The sequence below is a fragment of the Bacteroidota bacterium genome (genome assembly GCA_018816945.1).
Classification (GTDB): domain Bacteria; phylum Bacteroidota; class Bacteroidia; order Bacteroidales.
In genome coordinates, this window is the sequence record JAHIVC010000070.1 from 25288 (window position 1) to 41693 (window position 16406).

Annotated in this window: 16 protein-coding genes; 2 read left to right on the forward strand and 14 right to left on the reverse strand. The window is 33.7% G+C overall.

Annotation, left to right across the window (positions count from 1 at the left end; translation table 11 throughout):
• The first annotated feature begins 17 nt into the window (after positions 1–17).
• Positions 18–1253: a transcription termination factor NusA gene (nusA, locus tag KKG99_10790; protein ID MBU1013482.1), complete on the forward strand. Its 1236-nt coding sequence runs from the start codon at positions 18–20 to the stop codon at positions 1251–1253.
• 63 nt (positions 1254–1316) lie between these two features.
• Positions 1317–4358 (forward strand): translation initiation factor IF-2, encoded by a 3042-nt coding sequence (gene infB / locus KKG99_10795; GenBank protein ID MBU1013483.1) that lies wholly within the window; start codon positions 1317–1319, stop codon positions 4356–4358.
• A gap of 195 nt (positions 4359–4553) precedes the next feature.
• Here the strand turns inward: infB and tnpA are convergent, their stop codons facing one another.
• The 14 genes from tnpA to KKG99_10865 all read right to left on the reverse strand — a co-directional run bounded on the left by tnpA (position 4554) and on the right by KKG99_10865 (position 16350).
• Positions 4554–5018: an IS200/IS605 family transposase gene (gene tnpA / locus KKG99_10800; GenBank protein ID MBU1013484.1), complete on the reverse strand. Its 465-nt coding sequence runs from the start codon at positions 5016–5018 to the stop codon at positions 4554–4556.
• 485 nt (positions 5019–5503) lie between these two features.
• Positions 5504–6055 carry a M23 family metallopeptidase gene (locus tag KKG99_10805; GenBank protein ID MBU1013485.1) on the reverse strand — a complete coding sequence of 184 codons (552 nt, stop codon included), beginning with the start codon at positions 6053–6055 and terminating at the stop codon, positions 5504–5506.
• Positions 6056–6285: 230 nt separating this feature from the next.
• Entirely contained in the window at positions 6286–7557 is a 1272-nt protein-coding gene (locus tag KKG99_10810; GenBank protein ID MBU1013486.1) for an amidohydrolase family protein, read from the reverse strand.
• Positions 7558–7751: 194 nt separating this feature from the next.
• The gene (locus KKG99_10815; protein MBU1013487.1) at positions 7752–8228 is read right to left on the reverse strand and encodes a VOC family protein; all 477 of its coding nucleotides are present in this window, start codon (positions 8226–8228) and stop codon (positions 7752–7754) included.
• Positions 8229–8576: 348 nt separating this feature from the next.
• Positions 8577–8882: a type II toxin-antitoxin system RelE/ParE family toxin gene (locus tag KKG99_10820; GenBank protein ID MBU1013488.1), complete on the reverse strand. Its 306-nt coding sequence runs from the start codon at positions 8880–8882 to the stop codon at positions 8577–8579.
• Positions 8879–9121 carry a type II toxin-antitoxin system ParD family antitoxin gene (locus KKG99_10825; GenBank protein ID MBU1013489.1) on the reverse strand — a complete coding sequence of 81 codons (243 nt, stop codon included), beginning with the start codon at positions 9119–9121 and terminating at the stop codon, positions 8879–8881. The genes KKG99_10820 and KKG99_10825 overlap by 4 nt, the downstream gene beginning before the upstream one ends.
• 225 nt (positions 9122–9346) lie before the next feature.
• Positions 9347–9784, reverse strand: a complete 438-nt coding sequence (locus KKG99_10830; GenBank protein MBU1013490.1) for a hypothetical protein — start codon at positions 9782–9784, stop codon at positions 9347–9349.
• Positions 9785–9845: 61 nt separating this feature from the next.
• Positions 9846–10196: a DUF4160 domain-containing protein gene (locus tag KKG99_10835; protein MBU1013491.1), complete on the reverse strand. Its 351-nt coding sequence runs from the start codon at positions 10194–10196 to the stop codon at positions 9846–9848.
• Positions 10197–10373: 177 nt separating this feature from the next.
• Positions 10374–10928 (reverse strand): isoprenylcysteine carboxylmethyltransferase family protein, encoded by a 555-nt coding sequence (locus tag KKG99_10840; protein MBU1013492.1) that lies wholly within the window; start codon positions 10926–10928, stop codon positions 10374–10376.
• A gap of 68 nt (positions 10929–10996) precedes the next feature.
• Complete coding sequence (locus tag KKG99_10845; GenBank protein ID MBU1013493.1) at positions 10997–11746, reverse strand: hypothetical protein; 750 nt, start codon at positions 11744–11746, stop codon at positions 10997–10999.
• Between the two features lie 56 nt (positions 11747–11802).
• On the reverse strand, positions 11803–12702 hold the full coding sequence (locus KKG99_10850; GenBank protein MBU1013494.1) for an SAM-dependent methyltransferase: 900 nt from the start codon (positions 12700–12702) through the stop codon (positions 11803–11805).
• A 76-nt stretch (positions 12703–12778) separates the two neighbouring features.
• Positions 12779–13555 (reverse strand): CPBP family intramembrane metalloprotease, encoded by a 777-nt coding sequence (locus KKG99_10855; protein MBU1013495.1) that lies wholly within the window; start codon positions 13553–13555, stop codon positions 12779–12781.
• Between the two features lie 815 nt (positions 13556–14370).
• Positions 14371–15663, reverse strand: coding sequence for an adenylosuccinate synthase (locus tag KKG99_10860; GenBank protein MBU1013496.1), 1293 nt, complete (start codon positions 15661–15663; stop codon positions 14371–14373).
• A 231-nt stretch (positions 15664–15894) separates the two neighbouring features.
• Positions 15895–16350: a transcriptional repressor gene (locus KKG99_10865; protein ID MBU1013497.1), complete on the reverse strand. Its 456-nt coding sequence runs from the start codon at positions 16348–16350 to the stop codon at positions 15895–15897.
• Between the last annotated feature and the right edge of the window lie 56 nt (positions 16351–16406).

Genomic DNA, 16406 nt, shown 5'->3' on the forward strand with positions numbered 1-16406 from the left:
TGCAATAAATTAGAGCAATGGAACACATTAATTTAGTTGAAACTTTTTCGGAGTTTAAGGAATTTAAGAATATCGATCGTGAAACCATGATGCGTATCATTGAGGATATTTTTAGGCATATGCTGGCCAAACGATTTGGCAGTGATGAAAATTTCGATATTATCGTAAATATCGATAAAGGAGATTTGGAAATCTGGAGAAACCGGGAAATTGTTGAAGATAATGACGTAGAGGATGAGAACACTCAAATTGCACTCTCCGACGCTATAAAAATTGAACCCGATTTTGAAGTTGGAGAAGAAGTTTCGGAAGAGATGAAACTTGCGGACTTTGGAAGAAGAGAAATCCTAACCATTCGACAAAACCTGATCTCAAAAATTCAGGAGTACGAAAAAGACAATATATACAGGATTTATAAAGATAAAATTGGTGAAATTGTTACCGGTGAAGTATATCAGGTTTGGAAGAAAGAAGTCTTGATACTGGATGATGAATATATTGAATTGCTTTTACCTAAATCAGAACAAATTCCTTCCGATTTTTATCGTAAGGGCGACAATATTCGTGCGGTAGTTTCAAGAGTTGAAATGAAGAATAACAGTCCGGTTATTATTTTATCACGGACTTCTCCAATATTTTTGGAGCGACTTTTTGAAGCTGAAGTACCTGAAGTATTTGACGGATTAATTACCATCAAAAAAATTGTTCGTGTACCCGGCGAAAGAGCTAAGATTGCCGTTGAATCTTATGACGACAGAATAGATCCCGTTGGAGCTTGCGTAGGAATGAAAGGTTCACGTATTCATGGAATTGTAAGGGAACTAAAAAATGAAAACATCGATGTTATCAATTTCACCAACAATCCCAGTTTATACATTACCCGAGCTTTAAGTCCTGCCAAAATGACCTCAATAAAAATTGATGAGGCAAATAAACGCGCCGAAGTCTACATGAAACCCGATCAGGTTTCTCTAGCCATTGGGAAAGGCGGGTTTAATATAAAATTAGCCGGTAAACTCACCGGTTATGAAATTGATGTTTATCGCGACACTGATACTGACAATGAAGATGTTGATATTCAAGAATTTTCTGATGAAATCGATCAGTGGATTATCGATGAATTAAAAAGCATTGGATGTGATACGGCAAAAAGTGTTTTGGACATCTCAGTTGAAGATCTGGTAACAAGAACAGATTTAGAAATCGAAACCATTAATGAAGTGGTTCGCATAATAAGAGCTGAATTTGAATAAAAATATTAAATTTATTGACTTTTTCAACATTCAAAATCAGAGAAATACCAATTAGTAAGGAGTATGGAAGAGAATATAATGACAACAAGATTAAGTAAAGCAGCAAGAGAATTTAACGTTGGGATTTCTACCATCGTGGATTTTCTTTCTAAAAAGGGCCATGAAGTTGATGCCAATCCAAACACGAAGATTTCGGCTGAAGCTTATGCTATTCTTGTTCAGGAATTCCAATCAGAAAAGCATGTAAAGGAAGAATCCAAAAAAATTGGACTAGAATATACTCAACATGAAACGATTACGATTGAAAACAAAAAAGCTCCGGTTGTTGCAGATGTCGATGAAGAGGATGAAGAAGAAAAAATAATTATTAAAACGACAATGTTACCTCATGTTGAGCCTATAAAAGAAAAAATAGTCTCTCCTCCTCCTGTTGTTGAAAAAGAAATCCCTCTTGTTAAACCTATAGAGCCTATTACTGAAGAAAAAGTAAAAAAAGAAGAACCAAAAAAAGAAGAACCAACAATTACAGAAGCTAAAGTTGAGGTAAAAATTGAACCTGAAATTGAACAGGATGAAACCGGTGAGAATGAATTGAAAATTCTTGGTCGAATTGATTTGGATTCCATAAATTCAAGAACAAAGCCCAGAAGAAAAACCAAAGAAGAAAAAGCAAAAGAGTCTGAAGAAAAAACCTTGGCCCGCGAAAAAGCGAAAGTTGGGTCGAAAGTAAAAAGGGACGAAGACAAGAAAGAAAAACAAGAATTAGTTGCGCCTAAAGTACAAGAACCTCTTGAAAATAAGAAGACCGTAATTGAACCTATTGTTAAAAAAGAAGAAAAACATAAAGAGCCTGTTATTGAGAAAGATGCTCCGATTGATAATTTTTTGCCGACTGAATTCTCAAAATTGGTTGGTCCGAAAATATTAGATAAAATCATATTACCTGATGTTAAAAAACCTGTTGCTTCATCAAAACAGGCCAAAATAGAGCCAAAAAAGAAAAGAAAGAGAATAAAAAAACAAGCTCCTTATAATCCTGCGGATAAAGATAAGGATCATGATAAAACATCTGGTCCACAAAGACCTTACGGTGGTGGTCAAGCGGGGCAAACTAGTCAATCAGGGCAAAAACCCGGACATGCCGGATCACAAAAAAATCAAAAAAGTGGAGGGTTCAAACCGAATATCAAACATGAACCTACACCCGAAGAAATTGAAAAACAAATAAAAGATACCTTGGCGCGCTTAAGTTCGCCCGGTAAATCGAAGGCTTCGAAACATCGACGACAAAAACGGGATACCTTTAGCCAACACCTTCAGGATCAATTAAAACAACAGGAAGATGATAAGAAGATTATCAAGGTAACCGAGTTTGTAACAGCAAATGAATTAGGGACCATGATGAATGTTCCTGTCAATAACATCATTTCTACTTGTATGTCACTTGGTATTTTTCTTTCAATTAACCAAAGATTAGATGCTGAAACATTATCGCTTGTAGCTGAAGAATTTGGTTATGATGTTGAATTTGTGAGTGTTGACGTACAGGAAGCCATTCATGATTCGGAAGAAGAGGATGATCCTGCCAGCCTGGTTGACAGATCGCCTATCGTTACGGTAATGGGCCATGTTGACCATGGAAAAACACTTTTACTTGATTATATCCGAAAAGCCAACGTAATTGCCGGGGAAGCCGGGGGAATCACCCAACATATTGGTGCTTATGAAGTAACCCTTGAAAATGGGAAAAATATTACATTTTTGGATACACCCGGTCATGAAGCGTTTACTGCAATGCGTGCCCGTGGAGCAAAAGTAACTGATGTCGCAATTGTAATAATTGCAGCTGATGATAATGTAATGCCTCAAACAAAGGAAGCCATAAACCATGCCCTTGCTGCCGGTGTTCCGATTGTTTTTGCCATCAATAAGATTGACAAACCTACTGCCAATCCGGAAAAGATTAAAGAAGAGTTATCTCAAATGAACATTCTTGTTGAAGATTGGGGTGGCAAATATCAGTGTCAGGAAATATCTGCAAAACAAGGAATAAATATTGATCAGTTACTTGAAAAAGTATTATTGGAAGCCGAATTGCTTGAGCTTAAAGGGAATCCCAACAAGGGAGCCGTTGGAACCGTAATCGAATCATCGCTTGATAAGGGCCGAGGTTATGTAGCCAAAATATTAATACAAAACGGAACCATAAAAATTGGGGATTACATTCTAGCCGGAGGAACATCAGGTAAAGTTAAAGCGATGTACAATGAAAGAAACCAATTGGTAAAATCAGCCGGTCCATCTGTACCTGTACTTTTACTCGGTTTAAGTGGGGCACCTCAAGCCGGAGATGGTTTTAATGTGATGAGGGATGAAAAAGAAGCTAAAGCCATTGCCAATAAACGAACTCAATTACAGAGAGAACAGGGCATCCGTACACAAAAACACATCACACTCGATGAAATTGGCCGACGAATTGCCATTGGTGATTTCAAGGAATTAAATGTTATTGTTAAAGGTGATGTTGACGGATCTGTTGAAGCATTGTCCGACTCATTAATAAAACTTGGAACTGAAGAAGTTCAGGTAAATATCATTCATAAATCGGTAGGCGCAATTACCGAATCAGATGTTCTGCTTGCATCGGCCTCCGATGCCGTAATTATCGGGTTCCAGGTTCGACCTTCAATGAGTGCCAGAAAACTTGCCGAAGCTGAACAAATTGACATCAGACTTTATTCAATCATATACCAGGCTATCGATGAGCTTAAATCAGCTATCGAAGGGATGCTATCGCCGGATATTGAAGAAAAAATTGTTTGCAATATCGAAGTACGCGATGTATTCAAGGTTACAAAAGTTGGTACAGTTGCAGGTTGTCTGGTTCTGGATGGCAAGGTAAACAGAAACACTCAGGTTCGGGTCATTCGTGATGGGATAGTAGTATATACAGGAGGATTGGGATCACTGAAACGATTTAAAGATGATGTGAAAGAAGTTCAATCGGGATATGAATGCGGACTGAACATCGATAATTTCAATGATATTAAAATTGGGGATATTATCGAAGGTTACGAGCAAATAGAAGTAAAGAGGAAATTATAAAATCTATAAATATTTGATGCCTCCGGCATCCTTTTTAATACATTTGTTTTCAATATTATACTTTATTATTAATGCGCAGTTTCATTAATTCTTTTGATAATATTGGCTACGGGTTGAAGAAACCAAAATCCTGTTCAGTATCGGGTTATCTTTCTCCTTTAGCCAATCGTAAATTTTTTATGTGAAATCCCGTTTTCAATCATCAATCCATTCGAATAAATATTCATTTTTAAAATCGATCTCATAAGCTTTTAGAAAATCTAAATACTCATCCCTAAAAGACTTTTTTTTGTGATGTTCTTTTTGCTTATCAATATATTTAATAACATCCGTAAGCTGTGAATGGCTATAGGAAAATGCGCCAAAACCTTCTTGCCATTGAAATTTATAAGGGGTGAATTTCTTTTCTTTTATGAAAGCATTTGACGATTTCTTTATTTCCCGAACCAAATCGGACAAACAACAGGTAGGTTTCATGCCGATAAAAAAATGGATATGGGTTGATATACCGTTTATAGCCAACATCTTTTGCCCTTTGTTTTGCACAATGCCGGTAATATATTTGTAAAGTTCTTCTTCCCAGGTAGATTGAATGAGAGCGTTGCGGTTTTGAACAGCAAAAACAGTTTGGATATAAATTTGAGAATAGGTATCAGCCATAAAATTAAGTTTGATAGTTTGATTTTAATCCCGGAGGGATTGCATGTTTATAGAAAGGGTTAATAATAGAAAAGATACGACCCCTGCCGGGGTCGCATTAATCCCGAACATTTGATCATCTATAAATATTTGATGCCTCCGGCATCCTTTTTATACATTTGTTTTCAATATTATATTTTATTATTAATGCGTTGCTTCATTAATTCTTTTAATAATATTGGCTTCGGGTTGAAGAAACCAAAATCCTGTTCCGTATCGGGTTATCTTTCTCCTTTAGCCATTCGTAAATTTTTTGTGTGACATCCCGTTATTATTCAATGGTTTCATCTTTGAAATTTCAGGGTGATCAGAAAACTACAATACATCTATCTCCTTTTCTTTCATGTGTTCCTCAATGTATATCTCCAAACGACAATACTTGTTCTTAATGAGGTTGTGCAACGGTTACGTTTGTTAGCAAACAATAATTATTTTTTAGTTTTAGATTACTTGTTCAAATTCTTTTTGAGAAAATCCAACGGATTATCAAAGTACTCCCTTAATTCCTCCTGACTCATACATAACCAGCTCGCACAACAATAATCATCTATTCTCTTTTTAATTTCAAAATGCAGATGATCATAATCTCCGTTATACCTCTTTGCCTCAGCTTTAGTATATAATACTCCAATTTTTGTATTATAATCGAGCTCATCACCATTTTTAACATAAATATCTTTAAGATGTGTGTAGGAGCTATAAATAAAAGAACCATCATCAAGTTTATGCCTAATAATTACAACCTTATTCGGTGCTATCGGGCGAATTAAACATACTACTCCTTTATTAACCGGATATACAAATACAGTATCCTGTTTTTCTGAAGGTATTATATCGATCCCTGAATGTTTATGACCTTTTGCATGACCAGAACGATAAGTTCCAAATCCACTTATTATTTGAATCATATTTAAATCTGATCGATTTTTTAGGTTAAAAGGAAGTACCCATTTTTCTGCAATTTCTGAAGGTTCTATATTAATATAAAACTTCTTCATCTTTTCACTGTACTTTTTAATGCTGTCAGATTGGATAAGAGCATATTCTATTGTATCCTTAACTTGAATAGGATCCTTTTTTAGTACTTCATTGTTTTTTTTATTATAATTTGAACAACAACATAGTACAGCAATTATTAAAATTGGGAAATACCTCATTTTTTAATTTTTCAAAATTTGTAGTTAAGCAATCAAATCACCACGAAGTTCAGTAATATAACCGTTAACGCTTAGCGGTTGTTTGTATTATTTTTAATTACTACCCCATTTTTCATAACAAATAAAACCTTTTTCAATGTCATGATGTTTTCAAGTGGATTGTCTTCCGTTGCAATCAAATCACAATACATTCCTTTTGCTAAAGTACCTCTTACTTTTTCAATTCCAAGAAGCTGAGCCGCATTAATGGTCATGATCTTTAATATATCCGATGCCGGAATTCCTGCCTCAACAAAACTATCAATATAGCTTAATGCCACAGATCCTCTCGTTTCATTATCAATATCAACCATTATATCACTACCGAAGGCTATTTTAACACCTCCATCATAGGCTCTTTTAAGTCGTTTAATTAACTTGGCATGAAAGGCTTTTGCATTTTCCTCATCACTACCAAATGCCTGAAGAACTTTAGCAGGAAAATCAGTGCTTACCAAAACAATTTCTTTTTGTTTCATTAGGAATATTAAGCTGTCGGGTATTGTCCAGCCATGTTCTACCGAAGCCACACCACCTGATACTGCTGAATATAGTCCATCTATAGTTTGACAATGTGCCATCACTTTAAGCCCTGCCATTTTAGCTTCGTTTACAATGAACTTTATATCTTCTGTTGAATATTTATATTGTTTTGAATCGACCACAATTTTAATCACATCCACTCCATAAAATATATTTTCTCGTATTGCCTTTTTTAACTCATCATGCGTATCAGCATAGAAATACTCGTTGTTTACGATGAATTGTTTGTCGGCTTTGGTTCTAAACTGTCCTCCAAAAGGCGCTATGATTCTACCTGCGGTTAAAATGTTCGGACCCCCGATTAATCCCTCATTGATAGCTCGTTTTATATCAACATCTACATATTTCCCTGAATTCCCTGCTTCCCTAATAGTCGTAAATCCGACATCAAGGATCTCTTTTGCATAAACAGCCCCCTGAATGGCCCTATATCCATCCGGGTTGAGCAATACCATGTCAAGAAAATCAATGCCTAGCTTATCGGCAAATTTGCTGGTAGTTGCACAAATGTGTGTATGAGAATCGATAAGTCCCGGCGTTACAGTTGATTTTGAAAGATCAATGATTTCGGCACCTTTAGGTATTTCTATACTAGTACCCAGCTCTTTAATTTTACCGTTTTCAACGAGTATAATTTGATTATAAGAAACTGCGCCTGTTGAAGGGTCGATCATTTTTCCTGCCTTTATTGCAATTATTTGAGCATGGGCTAATCCAAGATTCAATGAAATAAGAATAGTTAAGAATGTTCTAAATATCATTTTTGTTAATTATTAGTATGGTTTATGAATTCTGTTTTGGTCTGTAAAATAATCGCTAACGTGCAGCTGCTATTAAAAGCTGCCGATTGCGGGCTACTATCCTATCAAGTTACACCGAACTTAATGCGTGGCAGAAAATCCGAATAACCACTTAACCCCCCAATATTTTATATATGATGTTGGTCGTATGTGCTTTATTTAATCATTTCATGCTTTTCAATCGAATCAATCACAAAATCAATCGGCATATTTGTAATCATAGATATTTGCTCAAACGATAAATCTTCATTTCTTAGTCTAAAAGACAAATGCTCCAAAGTCTCGCCAATTTCTATTATGTTTTTATCAGGGTCGTAGAATCTTACGACTTTCTGTCGCCACGGTTGCTCTCGCAATTCATGAACAAATAAAATATTATTTTTCTTTAATTTCTCAACTATCAACTCAATCGTATCAGACTCGAAATATAACTCAAAATTATTTCCACCAGATTTTATTTCTCTATTATCAATCAGGTTTTTATAATGAACTTGCAAATGAATTGCAAAATCTCCATGAAAAGTAACACTTTCACCAAAGTCATATTTTACCTTTTGGTCTAATAAATTCTCGTAAAAGTCACGAGACAGTTTCATGTCAGATACTGTAATTAATGGACAAACATATTTCATAATTCAGTCAATTTATTTTGTTATCTCTACGTAATCCTATGTGAAGCTAGGTTGTTAGCATTACGCCCATCGGTTTGGCTATGTAACATGGCAGGGTTTTTCGTGCTGCTTTTCTGGCCCAGAACAGAAAAGCTTGAGAAGAAAGCCCACGTTTCTACCGAGTACGAACCCCTACCTGCGCAAGCAGGTTAAACTCATTTATCCCGATACGCTGCGCTATCGGGATTCCTGCCTGTACTGCATTTTGGCAGGCAGGCGTTCATCGTACAGATTTCAATTCACTATCCCGCATAAACTGCGGGACGAGCTGTTTTTGAAATCTGAGTTTCACGAATAAAGGATTCAACTTTATTCATTAATTTTATTCTCTACATCCATTTTTTGGTGAAGAATTCTAATGACTTCCACTATATTATTTTGTCCCATTCTATAGAAAATCAAATGAGATTTAACTATGGAAGCCCTGTATCCTTTTCTAATGTGATCCATTGCTTTACCGGTATTAAAATTCGTTGCAATGAATTCAATTTCATTGATTATTAAATTGTAATACCTGTCAGCTTGTTCGGGCGACCACTTTTCAAAAGTATAAATCCAAATATTCCCTAAATCCTCAACTGCTTTTTCACTAATGCGATAATTCTGATTTCTCATAAATGTTTCTTATGCAGTTCTTGTAAGTATTCATTTGGGTTAAAGTCATTTATAAGATTGCTGTTTTCTCCAAGATCAAGAGCCTTTCTTAATTCTATTGTCTTCTGTTCTTCTGTTTCAAGCAATCGTAGAGCAGTTCTGATAACCTCGCTTGCTGAATTGTATCTGCCGGTTGAAATTACAGAATTTATGAATTTTTCAAAATGGCTTCCTAATAATATTGAAGTGTTTTTTCCCATAGTTATCATATTTTTCTCAAATATACCAATAATTGGTATTTTTTCAAAATGCTGCTAATGATTTGATTTGTGATCGATGTAAAACTTAACAATTGCAAATTTGACACAAAAAGAAAAAGCCCACAGGTGGGCTTTTTTCAACTCAAATATTTTAAGTAAACCAGATAATGCTAGTTATTTATTGGGTTGTGCAACGGTTACTGTTGTTAGCACCAGTTTTTTATTTTATGCGTTTCCATTTATTGATAATTCAAATAGTTCTTCTGTTTCAAGATTGACCTTTATTGACCAATAGTAACTACCTCCATCCAAAACAAAGATCATCTGTTTGTCCCAATTATCTAAATGTCTTTTATTTGGCCAAAAACAATTTATAAATAATAGTTTGCTTTTGTTTTTGTCAATATACCCGAAATATTGTCGTTTATATTTTTTTAGTTTCTCGTGAATTATAGGACTTTGATCTGAGCCATTTTGGTTTAATAAAGAAGCATTTATATTTTTCAAACCTTCATTAAGCAATTTTTCAGCTTTTTGAATTTCTATTCTAGTTGGGGTGAATCTTTCGCCCCCAATTAATTCATTAGAAGTTGCTGGAAAAATTATACAGTCAAAAGTTTTAGTCTTATAGTGATCGGTTGCTACTGATTGTCCAATTGCCACTGAACTTATTGTGAAGACCAGAATAATGGTAATTAGTATGTTTTGGTTCTTTGTCATTTTCTTATGTGTCAATTTTTATTATACCTACAGGGCAATTAGTTGGTCTAAGTTTATTCCATGTTTCAATTAATAAATCAATTGATTCCTTGTGAAAACGCTCAATTCTCCTTCTGTCTTTAGAATTAATTTCACCTTTCAAAAATTTACAGTCGATTATTCCAAAAGAGGCATTTATTTCATCTGATTTAACATGAAAGTGCGGTGGTGGATGCTCATTAGGTCGTATTTCAATTCTTAGATTATTGACAGATGCAACGAGAAATCTTCTTTCAACAACAGTCCCATCTGATAACACTTCGGTCATGTTGAGAAAATATTCAAGTCTTGATTTTAATCTGTCTAGATTATCCATTTTTTAAAATTGGTGCTAACGGATGGCAATATGAAACGGTTGGGTTTTCGAAGCGCGTCTGTATCCATCGAGGAAAATGCTGGCGCGAGAACCAAAGCATCGCAAACCACTGAACCCCAACTGTTTTATATTGTGTGTTGTGCGGTCGTGCATTTTACTTTATATGATAACAAAAAATTACAATTTAATAATCCTTGGCACTTGTCTACAATAATCTTTATATTCTTCTTTATATTTTTGGTATAGAAACTCTTCTTCAGATTTAACCATAAAATATGCGGTTATTAAATAATTTAAAAACCAAAAAAGCATCGTGTATGAAAAATATATTATTGTAAAAGAAGCCAAAATAAATCCATAGCCAACCAATTGTGGGTTTCTGGAATATTTGTACATGCCCTTGGTTTGCAGTTTGCTTTTATCTATACCAATGGTTACTTTGGCGCCGAGTTTTAGCCATGAAAGTAAAAGAATAATTATCCCAACGCCAAGCATAACTCTAAATATATTTACAGTAACTGTATTTTCTGGCATCTGTGGAAGGTAGGGCCATTTAGTTGGCAAAATTAAATAAACTGAATTCGCGTGTACAGCAAATACAAGAATTGCAAGAATAGTAGAAAACATTGAAAATCTTTGGATATTTTTGTAATCCCTTTTAATCTTTACTCTAAATACAATAAAAGAGAAAAAGATAAAAACTACTGAAAAAAGTAAGTAATTAATATTCATATCAGTTCGGTTTTATGTTAATATTAGTTTTAACTTTTAGGTATAACTCCAAAACGGTTAATCATTAATTAAATTTTCATATTTGACCAGTATCTTTTTGCTTGTAATAATACACTTAATCCTGTAAGAATAATCGAAATTATTACTATCTCAATCGAACCCAAATATAAATTAAATCTTTCATGTTCTTGTACTCGCAAATTAGTTTGCATATCAATATGCATGCTGCCAAACATAATTGCCATCCAACCAAAATGAAGTGCCCAGGAATATGCAATGTGCCTGGTTTGAAGAATTAAGTTATTTCTAACAAATCCAATTAGGAAAAGTGAAATTAATGTAGTAATCCCAATTAATCCTTTATCATCAAAAAACCACTTGTAAAATATAAAATGTATTAGTGCAAAAACAACGGCCAATCCAATTGAAGCTATTATTGGCTTAATCTTATAATTGTTAACCAAGGCGAATAATGAAATAGATCCTATAACAATCTCTTCATTAATAATATAAAAAATATCGTGATAATAATTGCCCCAATTTGAAAACGAAATTTGTATATTATGTTTATTGGCGATGTATTTCATTAATAGCAAAGAGCAAATTAAAACCAATCCTGCTAAAATTAGGGCTTTTACTATTGTTTTTAAATCTAATTTTAGACCAATCTGTTTTAGGAAGTCTTTATTCCAAATTAAGTAGCTAAAGAGTAGAATTAATAACGTACCAACTGATGAATTCCACCATCCCCCAAATAAGTAGTATGTAAATAACCCATACGATAATCCTAACAGTATAAAAAAAAGTTTTATTTTCATCTTAATTATAACTTTAGTAACACGATATAATTATTAATTTTTAAGATACACACAATTTAACCTTTCAATTTGGCATAAACATGTCCCGCAAAACCATACATATTGCCTAAAGTATTTCTACCAGCTCTTCTTAAAAATTTCTTTTCAAATTCTTGTGGTGTGTAATGATTTATAAGGATGAAACCATTTTCTTTAAGAAATTCATCAACCAGCCCTTCTTCAATCCCAAATTTGAATTCTTCACCTATTTTTCTAGCTGACTCACTAAGTTCCTTAGCACCAAAGGAGTCAGAAGTTCCTTTAATAACGGAATCATAGAAGTAATCAAAAGCAATCATGCTACTATATCCGGAGTTGTCTTTGATAAAAGAAAGTGTTTTTTTTACTGATTCATTAGTAATGTACATGGTTACACCTTCCCATATAAACAGACTCCTTTTTTGGGGCAAATAGCCGTGTGATAATAGTGTTTGCTTTAAATTATCTTTGTTGAAATTAATGGGTACATAAACAATATTTTCAGGAAGGTGGATTTTACTTTTTTTTAGATAATTTATTTTTACATTTTGAGTTGTTGATGTATCAAGTTCAAAAATTATCGAGCCAGAAGTTAAGTGCTGAAACCTAATTGCTCTTGTATCAAATCCAGCCCCCAAAAAGACTATCTGGTCAATACTTGATTTTGCTGCACTAATAAATATTTCGTCAAAAAAATTAGTTCTCGCAGTAATATATTCATATGAACCAGGAACTTTTTTTTGCAGTTTTTTAGTGATTACTGTTCTGAAAAATGCAAACCTTAAAAAAAACCTTGCTTTGGGTGGTAAGAAAACAAATGCTAAATTATCGGGTCCTTTATCTTTAATCCTGTTATCGTAAGTTGCAAGAAATCTATGAATAACAGCCATTAAAGCGGTATGTGATGCTTTGTTTTCTATTCGATTATTTTCATTCATATTTTTTCTAGGTTATATGTAAAGTATTTTCTTAATGTCTCAAAATATGGGTGTTGTATCAGTATATTAACAAATTTCAACCAACTCCTGTTATTCCTGATAAAATTAAAATCCATAGAATTGTATTTGGTATTCCATGTATCATTAAAGCAACCCATGTGTTTTTAGTTTTCTGAGCAATAAATGGAGTAATTAGCATGCTTGGTAGAAAAGCTATAAAATTCCAAGGCATAACTAAATGAACTAAATATGCCCAAAGTAAACCATTTACCAACCAAGCATAATTGCCATACTTTACTTCTTGTCTTGGAAGAATATATCCACGCCACATAAATTCTTCGGCTATCATTGCTGTTGAATGTAGCATAATTGTAGCAATTAAAAATATCCAATTGCCACGCAAGTTTACTCCCAGAAATTCGGATAAAGGGAATTTAATTTCTTTTAATGGGTGTAATAGTAACGGAAAATGGTCTGGAGCTGAAAAAAAAGCTTTTGAAGCCATCCATTTCGCAACAGGTTCCATTAGAATTTCGAAGACAAACACAAATATGATACCACTAATTGTCCATAACCAGTCATTTTTGGTAATTGTTTTCAATCTGAATCTTTCAGATATTTTTAGTTTGGGGTTATCCTTTTTTTCCTTTTTGAATAATAGAATTGAAATTGGGAGTAATGGAATTATTGGGATCCAAAGAAAGAATGGGAAAAGAAAAACAATTTTAAGTCCAATTTTTTGAAAATATGGAGCCCCATATACTAATCCTACATAGATTAATAATCCGGGAATCCCAAATAGTATTATGCTTTTCCAAATACTAATTGGTTTTAATTTATTGTTTTTTTCCATTGTTTTCTTTTAGCATGCCGCACAACTTGTATATATGTTCAACTTTATTGCATATATCCACCCATATTAGCGTGTATTGTGCAGGTTTTGTTAACTTATATATTTTATCGATTCGTCAAAATCGATTTAATTTCAATACTTGTGAGGGAGCTCAAATTCTTTGATCAACAATCATTATCCGGCAGGAAAGAATTTCGGGAATAAATATATTAAAAAAATCGTTAGATTTTTTTAATAATTATAAATTATGAGTTATAAGTTATAAACGAGAATAGAAAAGTTGATCACAATGTATTACTATTGAATGTCGAAGAGTTCAGAGGTTCAAAGGCTCAGAGGGTCAGAGGTTCAGAAGTTCAAATGATTAACTGTTTGTGTGCTTCTGACTTTGTTCACAATGTATTGCAATGTATTACAATGTATTACTATTGAATGTCAACCGAATGTCGAAGAGTTCAAAGGCTCAGAGGTTCAGAAGTTCAAATGATTAACTGTTTGAGTAAAGTGAGAAATCCTTTTGAGTAAAGTGAGAAAACTTTTTGAGTAAATTGGAAAAACCTTTTGAGTAAAATAGAAATGTTACTTGTGTATAGAAATTATTTGACTTCTCAAACGTTCAAATTTGACTTCTCGAAATTTTTTTTTGACTTCTCAAATTTATATATCTGAGAAGTCCTATTTGGAAACGATCGAAGTGTAATGTCACGGAATGAGGAAAATTCAAGATATAAGAATCTAGTCAAAGGAGGACTTTTTCTGACATCTAACATCTAACGTCTAATATCTTAATGGAATTTGTTTTTATGCGCTATATCTTACTTTCTGAAAAGAGTTTGGGTTCTATCAGGCCCTACAGAAACTACACTTACGGGTACCTCTACAAGCTTTTCAATGAATTTCACGTAGTCGATGAGTTTTATTGGAGCATCCTCAATTTTTGACAATTTTGTCAGATCTGCATTCCATCCATCGACCTCTTCATAATTAGCTTTTAAATCAGTGTTTTCAGTATTGAAAGGGATTTCCTGTGTGTTTTTTCCTTCAATGGTATACGAAGTACATACTTTTATTTTATCGAATGGGCTAAGTACATCAGCTTTCATCATCAACAACTCATCTACACCATCAAGCATGATCGCGTATTTTAATGCCGGAATATCAAGCCAGCCACATCGTCTTGGTCTGCCGGTAGTTGAACCGTATTCATTTCCAATTTCCCTTAATTTTTGCCCAATCTCATTATCCAATTCGGTTGGAAAAGATCCACTGCCGACCCGGGTACAGTAGGCTTTAAAAATCCCGTATACTTTACCGACACTTTTTGGCGAAATCCCTAATCCGGAACAAACTCCTGCAGTAATCGTATTTGAAGAAGTAACAAACGGATAGGACCCAAAATCAATGTCGAGTAATGAACCCTGGGCACCCTCGGCTAAAACAGATTTACCTTCTTTTAAGGCATTATTAATAAAATATTCGCTGTCGATAAGCTTAAATTCTTTGATAACATCCAAAGCTGCAAACCATTGTGCTTCGTATTCATCAAATAAGATTCCGTCCAGCTTATAGTTTGAATAGTCAAATTTGTAGAACTCCAAAATCTCCAAATGCTTTTTCTTCAACTTCAGATATTTTGATTTAAAATCATGAGCGATAATATCTCCTATTCGAAGTCCATTACGAGCAACTTTATCAGTATAAGTAGGTCCAATTCCTTTTAATGTTGATCCTATTTTTAAATCACCTTTTGATTGTTCATAGGTTGCATCAAGCAGGCGATGGGTTGGCAGGATTAAGTGTGCTTTTTTCGAAATATATAAATGATTCCTTGTTTCTATTTGATGTTTGGCCAAATTATTAAGCTCTCTTACAAAGATGCAAGGGTCAATAATTACACCATTACCAATTATATTGATGGTTTTCTGATTGAAAATTCCGGAAGGAATGGTATGAAGAACAAATTTATTTCCATCAAATTCGATGGTGTGACCTGCATTTGGACCTCCCTGAAATCTGGCAACGATATCATATTTTGGAGTTAAAACATCAACAATTTTACCTTTACCTTCATCTCCCCACTGGAGCCCAAGCAATACATCAACTTTCATTTAAATATTTTTTTATTTTTTGTTTTGAACTTTAAAATCATCCTGACCCTCTGGAAAATCAGATTAACCAGTAAAACAGCTTAAGAAGTTCATTCTATCTTTTCACTAAAAGCCACGCTTAAAAACAAAGGACTTTATGTATGCAATTTTACAAACATTAAGCCCATTATAAAATATTTTTTATGACTTTTTATAAACAATGGAACCGTTCCGGACAATGCAATCTAAAGATTAATTCTTCTTGTCATCAATGCAAGTTCCATAAAATGTCAGGGAATGATGGGATATTTTAACATTCAATAATTTTTCAACGGATAACTGAATTTCCTGCAATCTGGGATCACAAAACTCAAGGACTTTTCCGGTATCAATACTAATAAAATGATCATGTTGCTTGAATTTGAACGAACGCTCAAATTGTGCACAATTATTACCAAATTGATGCTTGGTAACCAGACTGCAATCCAAAAGCAGTTCTATGGTATTGTACAAAGTGGCTCTGCTAACCCTATATTTATTATTTTTCATTCGAATATACAGGGTTTCTATATCAAAATGTCCATCAGTGGCATAAATCTCTTTGAGAATAGTATATCTTTCGGGAGTTTTTCGATGACCTCTTTTCTCCAAATATTCGGTAAATATCTGTTTTACAGTTTCAAAAGTATCCTTATCATTTTCTTTCATAAACGCAACATTTAATCAAGGCATAAAAATACGGAAAATTTATTTATATCTATTTG

Excerpts from the sequence above, each read along its gene's own strand:
- KKG99_10865 (MBU1013497.1), bottom strand. The coding sequence starts at position 16,350 with ATGAAAGAAAATGATAAGGATACTTTTGAAACTGTAAAACAGATATTT.
- KKG99_10810 (MBU1013486.1), bottom strand. The coding sequence starts at position 7,557 with ATGATATTTAGAACATTCTTAACTATTCTTATTTCATTGAATCTTGGA.
- KKG99_10840 (MBU1013492.1), bottom strand. The coding sequence starts at position 10,928 with ATGAATATTAATTACTTACTTTTTTCAGTAGTTTTTATCTTTTTCTCT.
- nusA (MBU1013482.1), top strand. The coding sequence starts at position 18 with ATGGAACACATTAATTTAGTTGAAACTTTTTCGGAGTTTAAGGAATTT.
- KKG99_10860 (MBU1013496.1), bottom strand. The coding sequence starts at position 15,663 with ATGAAAGTTGATGTATTGCTTGGGCTCCAGTGGGGAGATGAAGGTAAA.
- KKG99_10855 (MBU1013495.1), bottom strand. The coding sequence starts at position 13,555 with ATGGAAAAAAACAATAAATTAAAACCAATTAGTATTTGGAAAAGCATA.
- KKG99_10820 (MBU1013488.1), bottom strand. The coding sequence starts at position 8,882 with ATGAGAAATCAGAATTATCGCATTAGTGAAAAAGCAGTTGAGGATTTA.
- KKG99_10825 (MBU1013489.1), bottom strand. The coding sequence starts at position 9,121 with ATGGGAAAAAACACTTCAATATTATTAGGAAGCCATTTTGAAAAATTC.
- tnpA (MBU1013484.1), bottom strand. The coding sequence starts at position 5,018 with ATGGCTGATACCTATTCTCAAATTTATATCCAAACTGTTTTTGCTGTT.
- infB (MBU1013483.1), top strand. The coding sequence starts at position 1,317 with ATGGAAGAGAATATAATGACAACAAGATTAAGTAAAGCAGCAAGAGAA.
- KKG99_10815 (MBU1013487.1), bottom strand. The coding sequence starts at position 8,228 with ATGAAATATGTTTGTCCATTAATTACAGTATCTGACATGAAACTGTCT.
- KKG99_10845 (MBU1013493.1), bottom strand. The coding sequence starts at position 11,746 with ATGAAAATAAAACTTTTTTTTATACTGTTAGGATTATCGTATGGGTTA.
- KKG99_10835 (MBU1013491.1), bottom strand. The coding sequence starts at position 10,196 with ATGGATAATCTAGACAGATTAAAATCAAGACTTGAATATTTTCTCAAC.
- KKG99_10850 (MBU1013494.1), bottom strand. The coding sequence starts at position 12,702 with ATGAATGAAAATAATCGAATAGAAAACAAAGCATCACATACCGCTTTA.
- KKG99_10805 (MBU1013485.1), bottom strand. The coding sequence starts at position 6,055 with ATGAAGAAGTTTTATATTAATATAGAACCTTCAGAAATTGCAGAAAAA.